Annotated in this window: 16 protein-coding genes; 14 read left to right on the forward strand and 2 right to left on the reverse strand. The window is 70.8% G+C overall.

Going from position 1 to position 24,300, the window contains the following annotated elements:
• Positions 1 to 111 precede the first annotated feature (111 nt).
• Positions 112 to 2,631 (reverse strand): ABC transporter permease, encoded by a 2,520-nt coding sequence (locus tag ACWGIC_RS01670; protein WP_452073951.1) that lies wholly within the window; start codon positions 2,629 to 2,631, stop codon positions 112 to 114.
• A gap of 3 nt (positions 2,632 to 2,634) precedes the next feature.
• On the reverse strand, positions 2,635 to 3,354 hold the full coding sequence (locus tag ACWGIC_RS01675) for an ABC transporter ATP-binding protein (RefSeq protein ID WP_452074188.1): 720 nt from the start codon (positions 3,352 to 3,354) through the stop codon (positions 2,635 to 2,637).
• Positions 3,355 to 3,544: 190 nt separating this feature from the next.
• Between ACWGIC_RS01675 and ACWGIC_RS01680 the strand changes: the two genes are divergently transcribed.
• The 14 genes from ACWGIC_RS01680 to ACWGIC_RS01745 all read left to right on the forward strand — a co-directional run bounded on the left by ACWGIC_RS01680 (position 3,545) and on the right by ACWGIC_RS01745 (position 24,265).
• Positions 3,545 to 4,789, forward strand: a complete 1,245-nt coding sequence (locus tag ACWGIC_RS01680) for a sensor histidine kinase (protein WP_452073952.1) — start codon at positions 3,545 to 3,547, stop codon at positions 4,787 to 4,789.
• Positions 4,777 to 5,421, forward strand: coding sequence for a LuxR C-terminal-related transcriptional regulator (locus ACWGIC_RS01685; RefSeq protein ID WP_452073953.1), 645 nt, complete (start codon positions 4,777 to 4,779; stop codon positions 5,419 to 5,421). The genes ACWGIC_RS01680 and ACWGIC_RS01685 overlap by 13 nt, the downstream gene beginning before the upstream one ends.
• 183 nt (positions 5,422 to 5,604) lie before the next feature.
• The gene (locus ACWGIC_RS01690; RefSeq protein ID WP_452073954.1) at positions 5,605 to 6,153 is read left to right on the forward strand and encodes a DUF1062 domain-containing protein; all 549 of its coding nucleotides are present in this window, start codon (positions 5,605 to 5,607) and stop codon (positions 6,151 to 6,153) included.
• Positions 6,154 to 6,636: 483 nt separating this feature from the next.
• Positions 6,637 to 6,975, forward strand: coding sequence for a WXG100 family type VII secretion target (locus ACWGIC_RS01695; protein ID WP_452073955.1), 339 nt, complete (start codon positions 6,637 to 6,639; stop codon positions 6,973 to 6,975).
• Positions 6,976 to 7,005: 30 nt separating this feature from the next.
• Complete coding sequence (locus tag ACWGIC_RS01700) at positions 7,006 to 7,305, forward strand: WXG100 family type VII secretion target (protein WP_452073956.1); 300 nt, start codon at positions 7,006 to 7,008, stop codon at positions 7,303 to 7,305.
• A 44-nt stretch (positions 7,306 to 7,349) separates the two neighbouring features.
• Positions 7,350 to 7,904: a WXG100 family type VII secretion target gene (locus ACWGIC_RS01705; RefSeq protein ID WP_452073957.1), complete on the forward strand. Its 555-nt coding sequence runs from the start codon at positions 7,350 to 7,352 to the stop codon at positions 7,902 to 7,904.
• Between the two features lie 45 nt (positions 7,905 to 7,949).
• Positions 7,950 to 11,549 (forward strand): hypothetical protein, encoded by a 3,600-nt coding sequence (locus ACWGIC_RS01710; protein WP_452073958.1) that lies wholly within the window; start codon positions 7,950 to 7,952, stop codon positions 11,547 to 11,549.
• Positions 11,546 to 15,562, forward strand: a complete 4,017-nt coding sequence (gene eccCa, locus ACWGIC_RS01715; RefSeq protein ID WP_452073959.1) for a type VII secretion protein EccCa — start codon at positions 11,546 to 11,548, stop codon at positions 15,560 to 15,562. The genes ACWGIC_RS01710 and eccCa overlap by 4 nt, the downstream gene beginning before the upstream one ends.
• Positions 15,559 to 16,944, forward strand: coding sequence for a type VII secretion integral membrane protein EccD (gene eccD, locus ACWGIC_RS01720; RefSeq protein WP_452073960.1), 1,386 nt, complete (start codon positions 15,559 to 15,561; stop codon positions 16,942 to 16,944). Before eccCa ends, eccD begins: the two co-directional genes overlap by 4 nt.
• Positions 16,945 to 16,960: 16 nt before the next feature.
• Positions 16,961 to 17,197: a type VII secretion protein EccB gene (locus ACWGIC_RS01725; RefSeq protein WP_452073961.1), complete on the forward strand. Its 237-nt coding sequence runs from the start codon at positions 16,961 to 16,963 to the stop codon at positions 17,195 to 17,197.
• Between the two features lie 17 nt (positions 17,198 to 17,214).
• Positions 17,215 to 19,722: a hypothetical protein gene (locus ACWGIC_RS01730; protein ID WP_452073962.1), complete on the forward strand. Its 2,508-nt coding sequence runs from the start codon at positions 17,215 to 17,217 to the stop codon at positions 19,720 to 19,722.
• 19 nt (positions 19,723 to 19,741) lie between these two features.
• A complete protein-coding gene (locus ACWGIC_RS01735) occupies positions 19,742 to 23,035 on the forward strand; it encodes a right-handed parallel beta-helix repeat-containing protein (RefSeq protein WP_452073963.1) in 3,294 nt (1,097 codons plus the stop codon).
• A gap of 16 nt (positions 23,036 to 23,051) precedes the next feature.
• A complete protein-coding gene (locus tag ACWGIC_RS01740) occupies positions 23,052 to 23,450 on the forward strand; it encodes a YbaB/EbfC family nucleoid-associated protein (RefSeq protein WP_452073964.1) in 399 nt (132 codons plus the stop codon).
• Positions 23,447 to 24,265 carry a hypothetical protein gene (locus ACWGIC_RS01745; protein ID WP_452073965.1) on the forward strand — a complete coding sequence of 273 codons (819 nt, stop codon included), beginning with the start codon at positions 23,447 to 23,449 and terminating at the stop codon, positions 24,263 to 24,265. Before ACWGIC_RS01740 ends, ACWGIC_RS01745 begins: the two co-directional genes overlap by 4 nt.
• The last annotated feature ends 35 nt before the right edge of the window (positions 24,266 to 24,300 follow it).

A 24,300-nucleotide genomic window follows, 5' to 3' on the forward strand; every position in this document is an offset into this window, starting at 1 on the left:
AGTCCGCCGCGCTGATCTTCTGGGAGCCCGCGAACGCTGACGGGCCGCGTGGTGGTCGCCGGTCCGCTGTACGTCGAGTACACCAGCGCGCCGGAGCCGGACTGACGCGGGCTACTCGCGCATCCCGATCGCGTCCACCGGCCGGGCGCGCAGCGCGAACTTCGCCGGCACCAGCACCGACGCCGCCCCCACCAGCGCGGTCGCGGCGACGATCCCGAGATACAGCAACGGCGGAATGCTCGGGATCGGCGATCCGGTGAGGCCGAGGCTGACCGTGGCCAGCGGAACCAGCGGCACCGCCGAACCCGCCGCGACCGCGATCAGCACCACCGTCAACGCTTCGATCCGCAGCACCTTCAGCACCTGGTCCCGGGTCATCCCGACCAGGCGCAGCAGCGCGAACTCCCGAGTCCGGGCGAGCGTGGTCATCACGAGCGTGTTCGCCACCGCGAGCGCGATGTAGGCGAAGACCAGCACCAGCGGCAACGCGCTGCTCAGCACGGAAGCGGTCGCGGCGTCGCGTTGTTCTTCGGACAGACCGGCCTTGGCGGACACGGTCAGCCCCGGGTACTTCGCGGACAGGCTCGCCAGATCTGTCCCCGGGCCGGCCCGGACGAGGACCTGCTGGTCCAGCTGCCGGGCGCTGTGCGCGAACACGTCCTCGTGCGCCAGGGTGACGTCGCCGAAACCCATGCCCCGCCGGTAGATCGCGACTACGGACGGGGTCGCCGCGAAGCCGTCCGGGAAATTGAGCTTGATCTGGTCGCCGATGCCGACGCCGAGGGTGCTCGCCGCATTGGCGCTCACGGCGACCTTTCCCGGCGCTAGATCGGCGAGGTTTCCCGACGAGACACCAAGATCCATCGTCTTGGCCGCGTTGCCGACGGTGACGCCCTGGGCGGGAAATTCGAAGATCTCCGGCGAATCGAGCACCTTCGCCGAGGCGAACACCTGCACCCGCGTCACGCCCGTCGCGGCCTCCGCGCCGGGCAGTGCGGCCGCGTCCCGGACCGCGGCGTCCGGAAGCCCGCCTGCCGCGCCGGTGAGCGTGTACTGCGCGGTGATTCCCTCGTCGGCCTGGTCGGCGGCCGCGGCGCCGAGGGTCGCGGGGATGAACAACTGCACGCAGGCGAACCCGATCGCCAGCACCAGCGGCCCGATCCCGGCGGCCAGCCGGCGCGCGTTCGCTCGCGTGTTGGCGGCGGCGAGAAACCCGTATTCCTTGAACCGCCGCGTGATCGGGGTGGCCAGCAACCGCGTCGCGAACGCCGCCATCGGCGGCGCCAGCACCAGGATCGCGATGATCATCGCCAGTCCGCCGCTGCCCGCTCCCGCCACGGCGAAGACCCCGGAGAAAAACACCGGAAGCAGCGAAGCCGCCAAACCGAGCAGCAGCAAGAGAAGACCGAGAGCGCGACGGCGGCCGCTGATTCCCGGCTGCTCGGCCGCGGCGTCGCTCAACGCTTCCACCGGTCGCACCGACCCGGCTTTCCACGCCACCGCGAACGTCGCGATCTGTGCCGTCGCCACCCCGGCGAGCACTGCCACGAGCATCGGCAAAACGCCGACGGAGAAAGAGAAATCGCTCGGCACGACGCCGATCAGGACGAGCGCGCCACGCAGCAGCTGCGCGGCGAGGATGCCGGGCAGGCACCCGATCGCCGACGCCACGGCCGACAGCACCAAGGCTTCCGCGGCGAGCATTTTCCAGATCTGCCGCGGAGTGGCCGCGATCGCGCGCAGCACGGCCAGCTCGCGGCGGCGCTGGTGGACGCTCAACGCGAGAGTGCTCGCCACGACCAGAATCGCGATCAGGAGCACGGTGCCGCCGAGCGAACCCGCGATCTCCTGCAAAGCGCCGCGCGCCGAGGCCACGTCGGGGTTCTCGATCCGGCTCCGGTCGTCGCCTGCGGTCACTTCCGCGTGGTCGCCGAGCCGCTCGGACAGCCGGTCGGCCAGGTCGCCGGGATCGGCGCCAGGCCGGGGAAACACCCCGACGGCGTCGACGCGATCGCCGCGCCCGGCCAGGTCGTGCGCTTCCGCGTCGGCGAAGAACACGACGGGAGCACGGAGTTCTCCGTCCGCACCGGACAGTTTCGCCACGCCCGAGACACGGTATTCGGCCGCGGCTTCGGTCGTCTGGATCCGCACCGCGGATCCCGGGCCGAGACCGGCTTTCGCGGCCAGCCCGGCGTCCAGCACCACCTCGCCCGGCCGCTGCGGTTCGCGGCCGCCGATGAGTTCGAACGGGCCCAGCCGGGCGCTCGCCCACGGATGCCCGGACGGTGTTTCGCCGCCGTCCGCCAGCACCGCGGGGAAGCTCACGTCCGGCACCGCCGAGCCGACGCCCTCGGTCGCGGCGATCGCCCGCACGGTCTCGCGAGCCAGCGGAGCCGGTTCCTTGAGCGCCTTCGACTTCGTCTTGCCGTTTTCCCGCACCTCGAACGATTTCGCGCCGCCGACGACCACCGGGACCCCGGCATACCGCTGCGGCGGCGCCCCGGCTTCCGTCCCGGACTGCAGGAGGATCCCGAACGCGGTGACCAGCATGGCCGCGCCGAGCAGAGCGACGAACGCGCCGGCGAATCCGGAAGCGCGCCCGCGCAATGTTTTGAGCGCCAGTTCGAACACCGCTCACCACTCCCCGAGCGTGGTCATCCGCTCCGCCACGCGGTCCGGGGCGGGGTCGGCCATCTCGCCGGCGAACGCGCCGTCGGCGAGGAAAACCACGCGGTGCGCGCAGGACGCGGCCACCGGATCGTGCGTCACCATGACCACCGTCTGGCCGGTCTCGTCCACGAGCTGCCGCAGCAGTTCGAGCACCTGGCGGCCGGTCCGGGTGTCGAGGGCGCCGGTCGGCTCGTCGGCGAAGACCACCTCGGGCCGCGGCGCGAGCGCACGAGCGATCGCCACCCGCTGCTGCTGCCCGCCGGACAGCTGGGCCGGGCGCCGGTCCAGCCGTCCGGCCAGCCCGACGCGCCGCACGACCTCGTCCAGCCAGTCCCGGTCCGGAACCAGCCCGGCCATCCGCATCGGGAGCGAGATGTTGTCCGCGACGGTCAGCGACGCCAGCAGGTTGTAGGCCTGGAAGACGAACCCGACCCGCTCGCGACGCAGCACGGTCAGCCCGGTTTCGTCCAGTCCGGCCAGGTCCGTGCCGCCGAGCAGCACCGTTCCGCCGCTCGGCCGGTCGAGCCCGGCCGCGCAGTGCAGGAAGGTGCTCTTGCCCGCTCCCGACGGGCCCATCACCGCGGTGAACGACCCCCGGCCGAACCGGACGGTCAGGTCGCGCAGCGCGGTCACCTGGCCCGCGCCGGAACCGTAGGTTTTGCGCACCGCCCGCAGCGAAACCACGTCGTCCGGCGGGGCTCCGCCCGGGTCCGGCTCCGGATGCTGCTGTTTCTCGCGTCTCACTTCGTCCTCCGGGTGCGGTGCTCGTGCCGTCCCGGACGCTACGGAGCGGGAACCCGGCCGGACAGCACGTATCCTGCAGATCCCAGGTGCAGAAAACTGCACCTGCCGAGCGAATCTCCGGAGGGGACGGATGGCCGCGGACCGGCGGTACCCCCGGTTCGGCGTCCGGGACTACCTCGGCGGGTTCGGCGTTTCCTTCCGGTACCTCGCGGTCGGAGCCGCGGCCGGGCTCGGCGGCCTGCTGCTCCTCTGGCTGGCCGCGGGCAGCCTGCTGCTGAGCCTGGCCGGGATCGGGCTGCCGTTGCTGGTCTTGCTCGTCCCGTTGCTGCGCGGGTTCGCCCGCGCGCAACGGAAACGGGTCGAACGGCTGCTGGGCACGCCGGTCGGCGAAAAGTACACCCCGGCGTCCTCGCCCTTCGGGGTTCTCAAAGACCGCGCGGTCTGGAAGGACCTGGCGTTCCTCGCCGCCGGCACGGTGCTCGGCACGCCGTTGTGCTTCCTCGGGCTGAGCCTGCTGTCCGGCGCGCTCTGCTGGGGCACCGCGCCGCTCTGGTGGACCTTCCTCCCGCCCGCCGCGCATCTCACGTTCCGGCCGGTCACCAGCTGGGCTCAGGCGTTCGGCGCGACCGGCGTCGGCCTGGGATACGCCGTCGGACTGGTCCTCCTGACGCCGCTGCTCGCTCGCGGGCACGCGATGCTCTCCAGGGCATTGCTCCGTCCGCCTCGCGGCAGCAGGCAGGCCCGCCGGATCGAACAACTGACGGTCAGCCGGGCCGAGGCTCTCGAAGCGCACGGCGCGGAACTGCGGCGGATCGAACGGGACCTGCACGACGGGACCCAGGCCGGGCTCGTCGCCGTCTCGCTCCGGCTCGGCTTGCTCAAGCACGCCCTGCAGCACCAGCCGGACAAGGCGCTCGCCCTGGTCGGCGACGCGCAGGAGCTGACCGAGCATTCGCTGGCTTCGCTGCGCACGATCGTCCGCGGGATCTACCCTCCGCTGCTCGCCGACCGCGGCTTGCCCGGCGCTGTGCGCGCGCTCGCGGCGAGCAGCACTGTCCCGGTCGAAGTCGAGGTCTCGGGCTCCGGGCACGCCCCGGCCGCGGTGGAGGCGGCGGCCTACTTCGTGATCGCCGAGGCGCTGACGAACATCGCCAAGCACAGCGGGGCCGACCGGGCGTGGATTACGCTCGCGGTCGAGCGGGAGAGGATCGGGATCACTGTGCGGGACAACGGGAAGGGCGGAGCCGCGGAGAACTTCGGCACCGGGCTGGCCGGGATCCGGAGGCGCGTCGCGGCTTTCGACGGCAGCACCGAGCTGAGCAGCCCCGAAGGCGGTCCGACGGTGCTGCGGGCGGAGCTGCCGTGCGCGTCGTGATCGCCGACGACAACGCCTTCATCCGGGAAGGCCTCGCGCTGATGCTGTCCACGGTCGGCCACGAGGTGTGCGCGGTGCTGGAGCGGGGGCCGGAAGTGCTGCCCGCGTTGCTGGAGCACCGGCCCGACATCGCCGTGCTGGACGTCCGGCTGCCGCCGGGCTTCACCGACGAAGGGCTGCGCGCGGCCGCCGCCGCCCGCGAGCGGATCCCGGGCCTGCCGGTGCTGATGCTGTCGCAGTACGTCGAGCACACCTACGCGGCCGAGCTGCTGGCCAACGGCGCGGCCGGGGTGGGCTACCTGCTGAAGGACCGCGTCGGCCGGATCGAGGAGTTCCGGGAGGCCATGGACCGGGTCGCCGCGGGCGGCACGGCGATGGACCCCGAGGTCGTCTCGCAGCTGATGGCGCGCCGGCTCACCGCGAACGCGCTCGACGTGCTCAGCCCCCGCGAACGCGAGGTGCTCGCGCTGATGGCCGAGGGCCTCGGCAACGGCGCGATCGCCGAGAAGCTGTTCATCGCGGAAACCTCGGTGAACAAGCACGTGGGCAACATCTTCGCCCGGCTCGGGCTGCCCGCCGGGACCGGCGACCACCGGCGGGTCCGGGCCGTGCTCGCCTATCTCGACGCCTGACCGGGAAAACCAGTGGAGCCGCGCCCTCGCCCGCGGCTACTCTCCCCCGACCAGTGTCGGCCAGGCAAGGACGTGCCGTTGTACATCGCGTGAGGCATCCCAAGCTCTGACTTCGTCGCGCGCCGCGTTCGAGCGCCGCGCTTCTTCGTGCTGCGGAATTCTCACTGGAATCGGTGTACTCCTGTGCTCTACAACTGGACAGTCCTGCCCACTCGCCTGCCGCTCGTCCGGCGGCGCTGCCATACGTGCGCGTCCGGGCTTTTCCGGCCGGACGGCAAGTTCCGGGTCAACGCCAACCACAAACTCGTCGACGCCTGGCTCCTGGTGCTCTGCACCGGCTGCGGGGAAACGGCGAAACTCACCGTGTTCGAACGGACGAGAGTGCGCTCGGTCCGGCCGGAACTGCTGGATCGCTTGCACCACAACGATCCCGTCCTCGCCGCCGAACTCCTCCAGGACCCGGTCCTGCAACGGCGCAACCGCGTCGCGCTCGACTGGGACGCCGCCTGGCGGCTCGACACCGGCGGTTCGGACCACCTCGACCGCGACGCGATCGACGTCTCGGTCGGTTTCGCGGCGCGGATCCCGGTCCGGCCTGCGCGGCTGATCGCCGAGGGCTGCGGCCTGTCGCGGGCCGAGGTGCTGCGGCTGCTCGCCGAAGGGAAGGTGGTGTCGGGAGTCCGGTTGAGCGGCAAGCTCTCCGGCGACTTCGCCTTCACGCTCAAGTACTGAGTGCGCGAAAAGTCCGTGAGGGGAACCCTGAGGGAATCTGATTCCCTCAGGGTTCCCCTCACGGACAGCTGGTCCGGCCCCCTCCACCGGACCGGTCCATCCACAATGGACCGCTCGACCATGCGCGACCTCCGCCGAAGATCTGTTCGCCACCGGACTTACCCGGCCGCCGCCGCGACCACACCTCGAAGCGCGAACCCGGGCACCAGCGCTGCCTGAACGGGCAATGATGCGTAACCGCTTCCGGCGAAAAGCGTTGCCGCAGCTCAGCACCCCCAGGTGGAGGAGCCGCTTGCCCCGGCGTCCGCGCACTGGTGTCCAGAAGGGAACAACGCGGCGACAACCCGTAGACCGGCGCTTACCGTAAGTCCGCAGTCTCCCCCGTGCTCTGTCGTATCGGCCGAACGAAGGGCATCCGCGGCGACGTCGGCGGCCTGGCATGCCAGTCCGTCATATCCGGAGAACCCGACCAGAGGAGAAAGCATGGCTTCGCAGGACGGCGCCCGCGTCGACACCAGCGTCATGCGCAAGGGCGCGCAGACGATCAGCGACACCGGGCAGAACATCACCGGCGTGAACCAGAAGGTCGACGGCACCATGCAGACGCTGTTCGGCACCTGGCGGTCGGACTCGGCGAACGTGTTCAACACGGCCATGGGCCAGTTCGACCAGACGGTCCGCAAGATCGTGCAGAAGCTGGACGAGCTCGCGCAGAACGTGCAGACCTCGGCGAGCGAGTACGACAGCCGGGACTCGGACAACACCTCCACCGCCAACAACGCCGCCACGGTCATCGGCGGCGGCGGCCTGCAGGGCTTCTGATCCCTTCCCTCCCACGAAAGGACTCCTCCCATGGCTTTGGGCCAGTTCCAGATCAGCTTCGCGACCATGCAGGACACCGTCGGGCAGGCGAAGCAGCAGTCCAACCAGATCACCGAGCTGCTGGACCAGATGAAGGCGGTCATCGAGGGCCAGCGCGAAAACTGGACCGGTGTCGCGGCGGACATGTTCCACGAGACCTACAACTACTGCCACCAGGCGGCGCTGACGCTGCCGCAGGCGCTCGACGCCGCCGCGCAGACCCTCGCCAACATCAACGAAGGCACCTCGAACACCGAGGGCACCAACGCCAAGCGCTTCGCCGCGAACTGAGGCCGTTGCTGCGCGACGACTGACCTGAAAGGAGGTGACCGGCCATGGTTTCGTTGGGCGACACCGATTACGGCATGCACAACGACACGTCGGACAAGCATCAGACCACGTCCGACGACGGGAAGTTCCACAGCCCGGGCGACCAGACGCCGCCGGACGTGAAGAACGAGTGGATCCCGCCGGGCACGGTCGGCAAGCCGCCGCCGGTGCCGGGCGGTTCCGAGCATCCGGGCAAGGGCGTCACCGCGGTCAACACCGAGGCGATGCGCACGTTCGCGAAGAACATGCAGGCGCTCGCGGACGGGCCGCTGAAGGACCTGCCGGCGAAACTCGACGGCATCCAGCTCAAGCCCGGCGTGTTCCTGACGGCGCAGAACAAGATCGTCAAGCCGATCCAGGGCACGAACGAGCTGCGGGACACCACCCGCACCGCGATCCACGACCTCTGCAAAGCGCTCGACGAGGTGGCGGACGCGGTGAACAAGGCCTCGAAGGCGTACGACAACGCCGACGAGGTCAACAAGATGTCCGCTGACGACTACAACCAGTATTTCAACACAGTCAGCGGCCACATCACCGGCTCCGGTCAGAAACCCTGACCGGACGGGCGGCGGTCTCTCCGGGTTCGAAGCGATCGAGGGAAGATGGCGGACGACAACAACACCCACGGGTTCACCTCGGACGACAACGGGGTCTGGCCGGACACCACGCAGACCGGCAACCAGAACACCACTGGTGACCCGTCGAAGGATTTCGACGGCCTGACGTGGAAGCAGATCGAAGCGGCGGTCCTCGGCGGCGGTTCGCTGTCGGGCGGCCAGGACAACCGGGACAAGGCCTACGGCAACGTCAACTGGCAGTCGCTTCAGGACGCGGCCGGGGTGTTTCAGGAGACGCAGCAGAACCTCGCGATGGTCGCTCAGTCCATTCAGGACCAGACCGCCGCCCTCGCCGGACCCGACGGTCCGTGGAAGGGCGAAGCCGCGACGAAGTTCAAGGCCATGATGACCACGCTGGGGAACAAGTTCTCCGATCTGGCGGACCGGATCGGCGACGGCGGCGGGTCGAACAACGTGCCGGCCAACCTCGTCAATTCCGCGGCCTATCTCAAATGGGCGCAGGACACGATCCGCTACATCGACAGCTATTACGCCAGCCAGGTCCTCGCCCAGGGCAGCAAATACCACCTCGACGACGGGCGCGCGTACATCTCGCAGTTCCCCGAAGCCGTCGAGATGATGACCAACGACATGCGCAAGGTGGCCGGCCAGCTCGCGCAGAAGTACAACAGCGTGCATGTCAACGCGGGCAAGACCACCCCGCCGCCGACGCCGGGAGGCGGCGACGGCAACACGCCCAAGCCTCCCCCGCCCCCGCCGACTCCTCCGCCTCCGCCTACACCGCCGCCGCCTCCGCCGCCGGTGACTCCTCCCCCGCCGCCCGCTTCTCCGCCGCCGCCTCCGGTGACGCAGCCGCCGCCTGCCCCGAAACCGCCGCCCGTTTCCCCGCCGCCAGGCGGTGGCGGCGGAGGCAATGGCGCGCCGCCGCCGGTGAACAAGGCGGTGATTCCGCCTCCGCCCAACGGCGTCAACGGTCCTGGCGGGAACAACGTGCCGCCGCCGCTGAAGAACGCCGTCGTGCAGCCGCCGCCGGGCGACCTCAAGGGCCCCGGGGGCAACGGCACGCCGCCTCCGCTGAACGCTGCGGCCATTCCGCCGCCGCCCGCCGGCATCAACGGTCCCGGCGGGAACACCGTGAAGCCGCCGAATCTGCAGAAGCCGCCGGGTGCGCAGAATCCGTCGGTCAAGCCGCCGGTCATTCCCCCGCCGCCGGGCGACACGCCGGGCGGGAACACCAAGCAGGTGTCCCCGCCTCCGGGTGATTCGGCGGTCGGGAACAACCTCAAGTCGCCGTCGATCCCGCCGCCGCCGGGCAGCACCGGCGGGTCCGGGCACGTGAACCCGCCGTCGATCCCTCCGGCTCCGGGAAGTTCCGGCAATCCGGGCGGGTCCGGGCACGTCAATCCGGCGTCGATTCCGCCGCCCCCGGGCGATTCCGGCGGCAGCCTGGCGAACAACGCGCTCAACCCGGCGCATCTGCCGCCGGGCCTGAGCACCCCGCCGGGCAACCAGACGCCGGGCGGCAGCGGCATCCCGATGATGCCGCCGGGCGGCATGGGCGGAGGCGGCGGGCTGAACACGCCTTCCGCCGAACGACCGGATTCCTCCGGATTGCTCGGGAACATCAAGCAACCGTGGCTGAGCCCTCCCCCGGACGGCATCGGCAATCCCGAATCGCAAGGAGAAACGCCGCCGTTGCACTCGGCCAAGTGGGCCCCGCCTCCCGCCGCGGGCGGCGGGACCGGCGACGGCCCGGGCGCGATCAAGGGTCTCAACGGGATCGGCGACGGTCCCGGCGGGCTCGGCGACAGCGGCCCTGGCGCGATCAAGGGGCTCGGCGAGAGCGATCTGCCGAAGATGCCCGATCCGGTCGGAAACCAGAATCACGAGCAGCAGCAGCTCCCGGGTGCCGGGACGCCGCCGATGGTGCCGCCGGGCGGCATGGGCGGCGGCAGCGGGCTGAACACGCCTGCCGCCGAACGGCCGGACTCCTCTGGATTGCTTGGCAATATCAAGAAACCTTGGCAGAGCCCTCTTCCCGAAGGCATCGGCAACCCTGATTCGCAGGGCGAAACGCCGCCGCTGCACTCGGCTGAATGGGCCCCGCCGCCTGCGGGAGTCGGCGGTCCGGGAGTCGGCGGCGGTCTGGGCAGTGGGGAACCAGTCGGTCCCGGTGTCAGCGGTCCCGGCGGCGGGGAGCCGGTCGGGCCGGGAGTGAAGGGACTCGGCGAGAGCGAGCTGCCGAAGCTGCCGGATCCCGTCGGCAACCAGCACCACGAGCAGCAGCAGCTCCCGGTTTCGGGCACGCCGCCGATGGTGCCGCCGGGCGGCATGGGCGGCGGCAGCGGGCTGAACACGCCCGCTGCGGAACGGCCGGATTCGGCTGGGCTGCTCGGCAACGTCCAGGAGCCGTGGACGGCCGACCTGCCCGTTGGCATCGGCGACCCGAGTGCGTTCGGCGAGACGCCGCCGAGCGAATCGGCGGACTGGGCTCCTCCGGCGAAGAGCCCGCAACCTCAAGGCTCCGGCATGCCGATGGTCCCGCCGGGCGGAGCCGGTGGCGGAATGAACACGCCTGCCGCCGAACGACCCGACTCGGCCGGACTGCTCGGCGACGTCCAGCAACCCTGGACGGCCAGCACACCGGCCGGGATCGGAAACCCCAGCGCACAAGGCGAAACCCCACCGAGCACGTCAACCGAGTGGTCCCCTGCGAAGAACCCGGAGACTCAAAGCCCCGGCATGCCCATGGTCCCACCGGGCGGAGCCGGTGGCGGAATGAACACACCCACCGCCGAACGACCCGACTCAGCCGGACTCCTCGGCGACGTCCAGCAACCCTGGACGGCCAGCACACCGGCCGGCATCGGAAACCCCAGCGCACAAGGCGAAACCCCACCCGCCGAAACCGCCAGCTGGGCGCAGACGCCAGGCATGCCGATCGTCCCGCCGAACAGCGCGGGCAGCACGGCAAACACGCCCGCCGCCGAACGACCCGACTCGGCCGAACTCCTCGGCGACATCCAACAACCCTGGACAGCCACCGCACCGATCGGCGTCGAAAACCCCGCCACACAAGGAGAAACCCCACCCGCCGAAATCGCTCCCTGGTCCACTGTGGATTCTCCGCCGAAACCGCAGCGCCCAGACCGGACCGAATCGCGCACCGCCCCGGCGAACACCGGCTGGGGCACCGCGACCCCCGCCGACGAAGGCGACCTCGTCCGAATCGCCGTGGTCCAGCCCCTCGACACCGAGGACACCTCGGCCTGGGACGTCGGCACCGCCGAATTCCTGCCCGCTCTCCTGCCGGTCGCCGCCCCGGCAGACGACCGGGCGCAGGAAATCACCACCGATTTCGTCCAGCGCAGCGACGAACCGTGGCGCCCCGACGAGACCCCCGCGCTCGGCACCTACCAGCGAGTCCGCGGCGGCCCCGCCGAGATCGTCCCCGACGAGCTGCCCACCTGCGGCGACGCTCCGGAACCGCTGGAGCCCGAAGCGGACACCGCAGAAGAAGAGCCCGAGGAAGAAGAGGAACGCACCATGGCCGACCTGCTCCGGCAGGACGATTCGGCCTGGGGCAAGCCTGCCCAGCGCAGCACTCCGGGGGTCCTCGAATGAGCACGGAAACCGTGAAGCGGGGCCCGCGCGCAGCGGGCCCGGAAATGCCCGACGGGCAAGAGGAACTGCAGGAACCGCCAGTCATGGCGGAACCGGCGGCGCGCGATTTCAACTCGCTGCTGATGATGCTGCCGATGGCCATCGGCTCGCTGGTGATGGTGCTGGCGTTCTCCGGGGTCGCGGGCAGTTCGCCGTTCACCTACGTGATCGGCGGCGGCATGGGCGTGTCGATGATCGCGATGAGCCTCGGGCAGCTGTCGCGCGCCGCCGCCGAGCGCAAGCGCAAGATGCAGGCCGAGCGGCGGGACTACCTGCGCTACATCGGCCAGGTCCGGGAGCGGGCCCGGTCGACCGCGGAGGACCAGCGGCTCGCGGTGGCCTGGAACAACCCGGCGCCGGATTCGCTGTGGTCGCTCGCGATGGGGCCGCGGCTGTGGGAACGCCGGATCAGCCACGAGGACTTCGCGCGGGTGCGGATCGGGCTGGGCACGCAGCAGTCGGCGCTGGAGCTGGTGCCGCCGGTGACCAAGCCGATCGAGGACCTCGAACCGCTGTCGGCGATCTCGCTGCGCCGGTTCACCGAGACCTACCGCACGCTGTCCGGGATCCCGACCGCGGTGGGGCTGCGGAGCTTCACCAGCGTCGAGTTCGACGGCGATCCGGAAGCGGCCGTCGGGCTGGTCCGGGCGATGCTCGCGCAGCTGGTCGCCTTCCACTCGCCGGACGAACTGCGGCTCGCGGTGCTCACCACCGAAGCCGCGCAGGCGCAGTGGGACTGGGTGAAGTGGCTGCCGCACAACAACCATCCGACCCTGCGCGACGCGGCAGGCCCGCTGCGGCTGCTCGCCGCCGACCACGACGAGCTGATGGACCTCCTCGGCCCGGACGTCGCCGATCGGGACGACCACGACAAGACCGTCGGGCCGACGACGACCGAGCCGTTCGTGGTGATCGTGGCGCATCTGGCGACGATCCCGGAGTCGTCGCGGCTGGTCGGCGCGGGCCTGCGCAACGTGGTCCTGCTGGACGTCACCGGAGCGCTCCCCGGCGGTCCCAAGGTGCTCCGGCTGACCACAAAGGACGGTCTGGTCGAGTTCCCGGCGGGCAGCGGCGTGGGGTCGGCGACGCGGGACGAGCTGTCGGTGACCCAGGTCGAGGGACTGGCCCGGCTGCTCGCGCCCAAGCGGACCAGCGGCACCCTCGAAATAGCCGACCAGCCGCTGGAAAGCGACTTCGGGCTGACCGCGCTGCTGGGCATCAAGGACGTGCACACCTTCGACGTCCCGGCGCAGTGGCGGCCGCGGGCGGCGCAGCGGGCCCGGATGTCGGTGCCGATCGGCGTGACCGAGGACGGCGAGATCGTCGAGCTGGACCTGAAGGAATCCGCGCAGGGCGGAATGGGCCCGCACGGGATGCTGATCGGCGCGACCGGGTCGGGCAAGTCGGAGCTGCTGCGGACGCTCGTGCTCGGGCTGGCCGCGACGCATTCGTCCGAGATCCTCAACTTCGTGCTCGTCGACTTCAAGGGCGGCGCGACGTTCCTCGGCATGGACCGGCTGCCGCACACCTCGGCGACGATCACCAACCTCGCCGACGAACTGCCGCTGGTCGACCGCATGCAGGACTCGCTCAACGGCGAAATGGTGCGGCGGCAGGAACAACTGCGCGCGAGCGGCTACCCGTCGCTGTACGAATACGAAAAGGCGCGCGCGGCCGGCGAGCAGCTGGCTCCGATGCCGACGCTGTTCCTGGTGGTGGACGAGTTCTCCGAACTGCTGAGCGCGAAGCCGGAGTTCATGGAGCTGTTCGTCTCCGTCGGACGGCTGGGCCGAAGCCTCGGCGTGCACCTGCTGCTCGCCTCGCAGCGGCTCGACGAAGGCCGCATCCACCGCGTCGAGGGCCACCTGTCCTACCGGATCGCGCTGCGCACCTTCTCCTCGATGGAGTCCCGCAGTGTGATCGGCGCGGGCAGCGCCTACGAGCTGCCGCCGGAACCGGGCAACGGCTACCTGAAGATCGACACCACGAACCTGGTGCGGTTCAAGGCCGCTTACGTCTCCGGTCCGGTTCCCGCGGGCAACGGCGAGAACTCCGCGGTGGCGGCGGCGCGAGCCAGCCGGGAGGTCGTCCCGTTCCGCACCGAGGCCCATCCGGCGAAGCTGATCATCCGCGACGACGAACCGGAACCGGCCGAGAAGCAGTCCGATGTGGACGCTCTGGAGGCGGCCGTGCCGGGCGGGCCGACGCTCGCCGACGCGTTCATCGACCGGCTGACCGGCGCGGGCCCGGCGGCGCGCCAGGTGTGGCTGCCGCCGCTGGCCGAATCGCCGAGCCTGGACTCGCTGCTGCCGAGCGTCACGCCGGACCCGGTGCGCGGCATGGCGGTGCAGGACCCGGCGCACTGGGGCAGGCTCCGGGTGCCGATGGGGATGATCGACCGGCCGTTCGAGCAGGTCCGCGAGCTGCTGACGGCGGACCTGTCCTCGGCGGCCGGGCACGTCGCGGTGGTCGGCGGGCCCAAGACCGGCAAGTCGACCCTGCTGCGCACCCTCGTGCTGGCGCTGGCGATGACGCACACCCCGCGGGAGGTCCAGTTCTACGGGCTGGACTTCGGCGGCGGCGGGATCATGTCGCTGTCCGGGCTGCCGCACGTCGGTTCGGTCGCCACCCGGCTCGAACGCGACCGCGTCGTGCGGACCATCGAGGAGATCTCGCAGGTCATGGAGGGCCGCGAAACGCTGTTCTCCGAGCACGGCATCGAATCCATGGACGCCTACCGCGCGTTGCGCCGCAGCGGCCAGGTCGAGGATCCGTTCGGCGACGTGTTCCTGGTGGTCGACGGCTGGTACAGCCTCAAGAACGACTACAGCGACCTGGAGCAGAAGATCGGCGAGCTGGCCTCGCGCGGGCTGTCCTTCGGGGTGCACGTGGTGATCGGCGCGACCCGCTGGTCGGAGATCCGCCCGTATCTGCGCGACCTGCTGCAGACCCGGTTCGAACTGCGCCTCGGCGACCCGATGGAGTCGGAAATCGGCTCGCGCAAAGCGAAAACGGTGCCGAACCAGCCGGGCCGCGGCCTGACCCCGGACGGCTTGCACTTCCTCGCCGGGCTGCCGCGGATGGACGGCAGCGGCAACACCGACGACCTCGCCGCGGCGGCCAAGGCGGTCGCCGAAGAGGTCCATCTGTTCTGGCCGGGAGCCCCGGCGCCGTCGGTGCGGCTGCTGCCCGCGAAACTGCCGATGGCGCAGCTTCCCCCGCCGGACGGCGACCTGCGGGTCGCCCTCGGCCAGGACGAGCAGCGGCTGCTGCCGGTGTGGCACGATTTCGCGGCGACCCCGCACCTGCTTGCCTTCGGAGACAACGAAACCGGCAAGACCAACCTGCTGCGGGTCGTGCTGCGTTCGGTGCTGGCGCGTTACTCGCCGAGCGAGGCGAAGATCGTGCTGGCCGACCCGAGCCGCCAGCTGGACGTCGAAGTGCCCGAGGCATACCGCGTCGGGTACGCGACCACCACGGAGGCGCTGCAGGAACTGGCGCAGCAAGCCAGCGTGTCGCTCACTCCGCGGGTACCGGACCAGACCATCACCGCGGACCGGCTCAAGCGCCGCGACTGGTGGACCGGCCCGCGGCTGTTCTTCGTGGTCGACGACTACCAGCTGCTCACCAGCGGCATGGGCTCGCCGCTGGAACCGCTGTTGTCGTTGCTGTCGCAGGGTTCCTACATCGGCTTCCACCTGATCCTCAGCCGCAGCACCTCGGGTGCGATGCGCGCGCTGAGCGATTCGGTGGTCCGCCGGATCTGGGAACTCGGCAGCCCGGGCGTGGTGTTCTCCTACCCCAAGGAGGAGGGCAAATTCCTCGGCGAGGCCGCGCCGCGCCAGCTGCCTTCCGGGCGCGCGCAGCTGGTCACCCGCCGGGGCGTGAAGCTCGTGCAGACCGCGATCGCGGAGGAAGAACGGACCGGCGAGGGCTGGTCCCCGCTCGCGACGACCGAAAGGGGCGTGCGATGACCGCGTCGACCGGCGAACTGTGCCGGATCACCGTGTACGGGCCGCAGGGCCGGGCGGATCTGGCGGTGCCGATGTCCGTCCCGTTGACCAGCCTGCTGCCGGTGCTGCTGGAGCACACCGGCGGCCGCGAGGACCTCGGCGACGCCTGGGTGTTGCAGCGGCTCGGCGAGGAGCCCCTGGACGCTTCGGGCACGCCGGAGTCGCTGGACTGGAAGGAGGGCGAGGAATTCCACCTGCGCCCTCGCGCGGATCCGTTGCCGGAGCTGGATTTCGACGACATCGCGGACGGGATGGCCACTGCGGTGAGCCGGCATCCCGGCCGCTGGCGGCCGGAGTTCAATCGCGGTCTGTTCCTCGGGTTCGCGATCTTCTCGCTCGTGGTGCTCGCCAAGGTGCTGCTCTACCCGGGTTCGGCCGGGCTGACCGCGATCGGCGGCGGCGTGGTGTCGCTCGGGCTGCTCGTCGCGGCCGTGGCGACCGGGGTGCGCTCGGAGGACAAGGCGCTGCTGACGTTGCTCGGGCTCGGCGGCTGCGCGTTCGCGTTCCTCGCGGGCGCGGTGGCGGTGGACGGGCTCGCTCCGGCGTTCGACCTCCAGGGCGCGCCGATCTTGACCGGCTGCCTCGCCTTCGCGCTGGCCGGCGGCATCGTGCTCGGCGGACGGGCCGCGTGGTCGCACGCCATCCCGTTCGTGCCGTTCGGCGCGGTCGTCGCGACCGGACTGGCCGGGGCGCTCTCGCTGTGGCTGCACCTCGGCGCCGGGTTCACCACCGAACAGGCGGCCGGGCTGGTGTCGTTCGTGCTGGTCGGGCTGATGGTGTTCGCGCCGCGGATCGGCATCCGGTTCGCCCGCATCCGCGGTCCGCAGCTGCCGCGTTCGGCCGGCGAACTGCAATACGACATCGAGCCGATGCCAGCCGCGCAGATGGTGCACCAGACCGGGTACGCCGACGGCTACCTCACCATCGCCTGCCTCGCCGCCACAGCGGTTTTCGTCGGCTGTTTCCCGTTCCTGGTCGGCCACGGGCTGTTCCCGGCCATCCTCGGCGGGTTGGTGTCGGCAGCGGTGCTGATGCGTTCGCGGGCGCTGCTGGGCGCGTGGCAGCGAATCCCGCTCGCCGCTGCTGGCGCGATCGGCCTGGTGCTGCTCGGGCTGTCGCTGATCCAGCCGCTGCCCACGCCGTGGCGAGGCGCTTGTCTCGCCGGGTTGTGCCTGGTGTTCTTCCTGCTCCTGCTGGCGATGCTGCGCCCGCCGCCGCGCCGGCTGCTGCCGATCTGGGGACATCTGGCGAACTGGCTGGAAACGCTGAGCGCGGTGGCGATGATCCCGGTCCTGCTGCAGCTGTTCGGCGTCTACGCGTGGGCCGTCGGCCTCACCGAATAAGGGAAGGAGAGCCGCCATGGTGCAGACGCAGAAGGACCACGTCGAGGCGTATTCGTTCCTGATCGGGCGAATGACCTCGGCGCTGGTGCTCGGCGACGCGAGCCACCTCGACGTGCCCGCCCGGCGCGCCTGGGTCGGCCTGCTGGTCGGGCTCGTCCTCGGACTGCTGATCGCGGTCGGGTTCTTCGTGTACGGGCTGATCGCGCACCACACCGGCGGGGCGGCGCCCGCCGCCCGTGTCGTTCGCGCCTGAGCGGAAGGAGGGCAGCCATGGAACTCTCGCTGATCCGGCGTGGCGATTCGGGCGCCGCGCTCGAAAAGAAGACCGTGGGCAACGCGCTGGTGGTGCACCTCGCGGAGGGGATGACCGGCGAGGCGCAGTCGCTCGCGCTCGGCGTCGCCGCCGATCCCGACCACGATCTGGTGGTCGTCGACCTGCCGGTGGATTCCCCGATCTCGATGTGGGAATCGGTGGCCAAGGCGCTGCCCCGGCGCCGCCGCGGGGTGCGGCTGGTGATCGGCGGCCGTTCGCGCGAGACCACCGCGCTGGCCGGGCAATGGCTGGCCGAACGGATCAACCGCCCGGTGCTCGCGCCGGACGGTTCGGTGATCCCGAGCGCGGGCGGCGCGCTGTTCGTCCACGCCGGACGCGGAGGCGGCTGGGTCCGCTTCCGGCCGGGCCGCCCGCCGACCTGGGAGGCGAAGCGGTTCCCGCGCCCGGCTTGGGATTCCGGGATCGCCGCCGAGCTGACTCCGACGAGTTCGCGCGGCGTCGCCGAACCGCTGCCGGGCGGACTGTGGGTCCGTCCGGTCGGGTTCGACGCTCCCCAGCGGCACCACCGCACGGCGCTGATCTCCCGGATGCCCGCGCAGCACGACACCATGACGATCGTGCTGGGCTGCCCCGGCTGCCCGCCGCTGGCGCTGGACGACGCGGCCCGGCTGTGGGTGCAGCTGCCGGAGAAGGTCCGGGCCAAGGCGCGGTTCGTGCAGTACGGGCCGATGTCGGTGCCCGGCGAGGCCACGATCGGCCAGGCGCTGGCGGATCTGCTCGGCAAGCCGGTCGCGTTCTACGCGGGCGTGCCGGTCGGTTCGCCGCAGCTGCCGACCCTGCGGACCGTGCTGTACGACGGACGGTTCGGGTGGCGTCCGTTCACCACCGAACTCGGCTACGAACCGCGCTCGGGCGACGAAACGCCCTTGCCGGAGCTGCTTTCCCACCGCCCGCCGATTCACGGGCTCGACCAGGTCGCTCCCGCGGTGTACTGGTACTCGCCGGACGCGGTGGTCGAGGTCGTGCAGTCCGGTCTGCTGGTGCGTCCGCCGCAGGACGGTCCTTCGTCCGCCGCGGTCCGCGAGATCACTCTCGACGCCGCGGTGCACAACCTCACCTTCGACGCGGCCGACGAGGGCTCGGCGTCGCGGATGCGTTTGCTGGCTGAGGATCTGCTGGCGCGGCTGGACGAGCAGACTCGCCGGATGAGCCGGGTGCTGCCCGCGGCCGCGTTGCTGGCCGAGCGTGCCCGGCCGCGAGTGGTGGCCCGGGCGCTGGACGCGATCGAGTCCGGGCATCCGGCGCCGGTCGTGGCCGAGGCTCCTCCGGTGGCGTACCTGCCCGCCGCTCCGGCAGCGTTGGGAATCGCTGCGCCGACGGACGTTCCTGGGGCGATCGCTGCGCCTAGTCCGGTTGCCGCGCCCGCGAAGCCGGAACCTCCGGCCGCTCCCCTGGCCAAGGTCTCCGCCGCGCCTCCGGCGGCGAAGCCGATCACGCACCTCGCTCCCGCTGACGTCGCCCCGGCGAAGCCCGTCGAACCGCCCGTCGCCAAACCCGCGATCCCGGTTGCGGAGAAGCTGCCGACTTCGTCCGCTCCGACGGCCGCCTCGGTGTCCGCTCCGGTGTCCACAACGGTGTCCGCTTCGGACAAGCCGGAGCCCGCTCCGAAACCGGCGAAAGCTCCGGCAGAGCTGCGCTTCCAGGAAACCCCTGGTGCGGAAGCGACCGCGCTGCTGCCCAAACGCGGCGCGGACAAGGAACGCCAATGGCTGCGCAAATCGCTCGGCGCGGAATACGGCCTGATGTCGAACACTGTCGCGCGGATCCTGTCCGAGCACCCGGGATTCCAAGGCGTGCTGTCGACGTCGTCCTCAGCGGAGGTGCTGACCGACGCCGTGGCCGTGCAGCTTTACCTGTCCCCCAAGGGTTCGACGATCGACGCGGGCCTGCGACGCGGCGCGAACGGTCCGCACGTGCCGGTCGCCCGGTGCGTCGTCGCCGGTCTGAGCCGGCTGCCCTCGCACCGCGGTCCGGCCACCTTCGCCACCGAGCTGCCGCCTTCGGCGTGGCCGCTGCTGGACGGGCGGAAAGTGCTCACCGAATGGGGTTTCCTCAACGCACTGACGCACCCGTCGTCCACTGTAGACGGCGAAACGGACGTGCTGGTGTGGTCGATCACCGGACGGCGCACCAAATTGCTGGAACCGGCCGAGGGCGGCGTCGAGAACCGGGTGCTGTTCGTGCCGGGGACCAGTTTCAAGGTGCTGGAAACGCGCGAACCGGCCGCGGGCGCGCGCGGCGCGGTGCTGCTGCGGGAGCTGACCGCGAGCGAGATCGACGAGACCGGCCGGGTCGCCGGAGACCGGGCGTCGCTGGACGAGCTGGCTTCGAACTCGCTCCGGCAGACCGTGCGGACGTGGGCGGAAGCGGGCGAGGACCTGGTCCGGACCGTGATGGACGAGCAGGCGGCGGAGCGGTTCGGGGCGCTCCCCGGCCTGGCCTGAGCAGGGAGAGGCGGAGACGATGAACCGACAGCTGCTCGTGGTCGGCGGCGACCGGCCGGGTGCGTTCGGCACCATCGGCGCGGCGCTGGCGCAGGCGCAGCCGGGGGCGACGATCAGCGTGCATCCGGGCCGGTACGAGGAAAACCTCGTGGTGGACCGGATGGTGTCGCTGGTGGCCGAACAGGGCGCGGGCACCGTGGAAATCGTGGCGGACACCGGGAGCGTGCTCGTCGCGAACGCCGAAGCGGTGCAGCTGAGCGGGTTCGTCCTGACCGGCGTCGACGACCAGCTGGTCACGGTGGACGTGGTCCGCGGCGAAGCGGCGCTGGACGGCTGCCGGGTGTCCGGGGCTTCGTGGGCGACGCTGCTGGCCCGGCTGGAGGGTTCGCTCGCGCTGCGGGGCTGCACGGTGACCAGCACCGGCGGCGCGGGGGTCGTGATCGCCTCGCCGGTGCAATCGGCCATTGAGGACACTGAGATCGTCGAGGCCGCGTCGTCCGGGGTGGTGGTGGCCGAGACCGGTTCGGTGGTCCTGCGCCGCTGTGTGGTGCGGGGCGCGGCGGGCAACGGGGTGTGCGTCAACGGCGAAGCGGTCGCGATTGTCGAGCAGTGCGAGATCGTCGGCGCGCAGAAACCGGCGATGGTCGTGGAACAGCAGGGGCGCGCGACGATCACCGGGCTGACCGTGCGGGACAGCGCGAACGTCGACCTGTACGTGACCAGCAAGGGCCGGGTTTCCGTAGCGTCGTCGCAGTTCCGGTCGGCGCCCATGCAGGCCGCGCACATCGCCGCGTCCGCCGAACCGCTGCTGCGCGAGTGCGTGTTCGCCGGGGCTGGCGCGAACGCGGTGCAGGCCACCGGGACGTCGGCTCCGCAGTTCGTGGACTGCACCTTTGAGGGATCACCGGTCACGATCCTGGTCGACGACCAGGCACGGCCCCGGTTCGAACGTGCAACCGTGCGGGGCTCGACACACACCGCGATGTCGGTTAGCGCCGAATCCGCGGTTACTGTCGGCGGGCTGCGGATGACGCCGGACAGCGGCGTCGGGATCGTCCTCTCCGGACAGTCCGCTTTGGACTTAGCCGACGCTTCCATCGACACTGGCAGGGAAATCGGGGTGCAGGTCACCGAGGATGCCCGGTTGACGGCGAGCGACCTGCGGGTCGATTCGTCGGCGGGCAAAGCGGTCTCGTTCGCCGCCAGCGCGCCGTCCTCGGCGAAGTCCGTGCAGGTGCGCGGCGGCGGCCTGCACATTTCCGGCCCCGCGGACATTTCCTTGCAGGACTGCGAGATCATCGATTCCACAGTGGACGGCATCACCGTCGCCGCGGGTTCGGCGCTGACCGCTTCCCGCTGCCGGGTGCGCAATGCGCGCGGAAACGGCGTGTACGTCGCGGCTCGGGCATCGTTCACCGAATGCGAGATCCTCGGCGCGGGCGAGGACGGCTTCCACGTCGAAACCACCGAGCCGGTCAGCATCCGCGACTGCGTGGTCAACGACGCCTCGGGCGAACTCGTGAGCGGCGAGCACGCGGATGTGGACAATCTGCTCACCGATTCCGCCCGGTCCGCCGAGCCGGTGCCCGCCGGTCCGCCCGCCGGCTTCGCGGCGGCCGAGCAGACCGTGAGCGAGGCGGCGGGCGAGGTGCTCGAAGGCCCGCTCGGCGACCTGGAGGCGCTGGTCGGGCTCGCCGGGGTGAAGAAGGAAGTCACCGGCCTGATCAACCTGATCAAGATGTCCCAGATGCGCGAGCGGATGGGGCTGCCGATGCCGCCGATGTCGCGGCACCTGGTGTTCGCGGGCCCGCCCGGCACCGGCAAGACCACCGTCGCCCGGCTGTACGGCACGGTGCTCGCCGAACTCGGCATCCTGTCCAAGGGGCACATGATCGAGGTGGCCCGCCAGGACCTGGTCGGGCAGTACATCGGGTCCACCGCGATCAAGACCACCGAGGTCGTGGAGAAGGCCGTCGGCGGGGTGCTGTTCATCGACGAGGCGTACACGCTGAGCGCGCCGACCGGCGGGTCCGGCCCGGACTTCGGGCAGGAGGCCATCGACGCGCTGATGAAGATCATGGAGGACCAGCGCGATTCGCTGGTGGTGATCGTCGCGGGCTACTCCGAGCAGATGGAGCAGTTCCTGCAGTCGAACCCCGGCCTCGCGTCGCGGTTCACCCGCACCATCGAATTCCCGAACTACAGCGTCGACGAGCTGGTCACCATCACCACCGGACTGACCCGCAAGCACTACTACGAAATGACCGACGACGCGCTGGCCGCGCTGCGCGAGTATTTCGAGCGGGTGCCGAAGAACTCGACGTTCGGCAACGGCCGCGTCGCGCGCAAGCTGTTCGAGGCGATGGTGAACAACCAGGCGTCGCGGCTCGCCCTGCACCCGCCGTCCAAGGACATCGAACTGAACCGCCTCACCGCCGACGATCTGCAGGCGGAGCTGGCGCAACTGCCTTCCGCGGCGAAGCCGGCGGTTTCGGTCGCCGCCGATCCGGCCGCCGCGGTTTCGGCCAGCACGGGCTGGAAACGCCTCAGCGGCCTGGTCGGCCAGAAACCGGTGCGGGAGAACGCCGAACGGCTGCTGCTCAAACTCGGCAGGCTCACCCACGAACGGCAGCCGCTCGGACACCAGGCGAACCTGGTGATCAGCGGCAAACGCGGCACCGGACGATCGGAGTACGCGAAGCTGTACGCGCAGATCCTTTCCGAATTCGGCATGGCCCCGATGGGACAGCTGGTGCGCCGCAACCTCGCCGACGAGCTGTCGCCGCAATGGCCGGGCCAAGCCGAACACCTGGTGCGAGCCGCGGTGGAGGACGCGTCCGGCGGCACCCTGGTCGTCGACCTGGACGGAGACTGGGACACTTCGCCGCACACGCCCGGCATCGAAGCGCTGGAAGCCCTGTCCGAAATGATCGCCCGGCGGCCAGCCGATCCGGTCGTGGTGTTCACCGGCGAAAGCAACCGCGTCGGCGAACTGCTCGCCCAACTGCCCACCCTGCGCGACGCTTTGCCCTACGGCTGGCAACTCGGCGAGTACACAGTGGACGAACTCGCCGAGATCGCCGTGCGCTTGCTGGTGCGGCGCGGCCACGAGGTGCCCGACGACGTCCGTGACGCACTCGCGCACGAGCTTTCCGCAGCCTCCGACCACACCGCCTACGCCGCGCACGAACTCGCCCGCACGCTCTCGGCCGCCGCCGCGTCCCGCACGCTCGCCGCCGCCGACCTGCGCGGCATCCGCCCGCCCGACACCGGCGCCCTGGCCCTCGGCCCAGGCCTGGCTTCGGTCGGCTGACCCCGGGAGGAAGACCATGAGTTCGCACCACGAAAAAATGCTCGAGGACGCGATGGCCGCCTACCAGCACCAGCGCGACCACTTCGACCAAACCCGCCGCGACGTCGAAACCGCCGCCAGCACCGTCACTTCCGCCCGCCGCGAGGTGACCGCGACCGTCGGCCGCACCGGCGAACTGACCGAACTTTCCTTCCCCACCAGCGCCTACAAGCGGATGGCCCCGGCGGAACTGGCCTCGGTGATCGTGCAGACCGTCTCCGCCGCCCGGCAGAAATCCGTCGCCGCGGCTGCGGAGCTGATGGCCCCGATGCTGCCGCCGGGCATCTCCGCGCACGATCTGATGAGCGGAAAAGTGGATGTCAACGCCCTGTTCTCGGCGCGAGTGCCGGGATTCGACGAAGGGACCCTGCCGTGACCGACCAGTTTTTCGTCGACGCCGACGGATTGGACGGCGGCCGCGACGGCTTCGACGGCAAGAGCGCCGAACTGCGCACGCTGGCCCAGCGGGTGCAGAGCCTGGCGAACCCCGGCCGGATCCAGGACGCGGCCGGGAACGACAAGAACGGCAACGAGTTCTCCAAAACGCACATCCAGTCGGCGGCCGAGATCTACAACGGCATCAACGCCTGGGCGCTGGCGGTGGAAGCGACCCGCGACGCGATCGCCGACATGGCCACGTCGTTCCGCGAAGCCGACCAGGGCGCCTACGACGGGTCGAACGCCCTGTTCAAGAACTTCACCGACTTGAACGGAAAGATCCACAAGGCCGATCCCGGCGGCACCGAGCCGCCGACCGAATACCGGCGCGGTGTGCGCATGCAGGGCAAACTGCTCGGCAAAGACCCCGAAGCCGAGGACGGCGGCGGCTGGACCGCGGCCAAGAGCATCCGGGCGCGGATCCCGGACCGCGGCGAAGAACCCCTGCCGTCGAAGCCGGGCGAGGAGCCGCAGCGGTTGCGGCGCATGGCGGTTGAGCGTCCCGTGCGCGGTGCGGTTCAGCACAAGGTCGTGACCCCGCTGCAGCCGACCGAGTCGACAGTCTTCGTCCGCTCGGAAGAACCGGCTCATGCGATCGAGGACAGGATGGAGACCCCCGAGGGCGAGGTCACCGCCCCGACGCGGCCGCGGGAGGTCTGGGTGCCCGCGGTGAAGGGCGAAACCGCTGGCTGGGCTCCGACGAAATCGATCCCCGCCGAGCCTCCTGTCATCCCGGAAGAACCCGTTTCCTGATTCTTTCCTGCTCTGCGCAAGGAGGTGACCCCGCG

Source organism: Amycolatopsis sp. NPDC054798 (assembly GCF_053611505.1).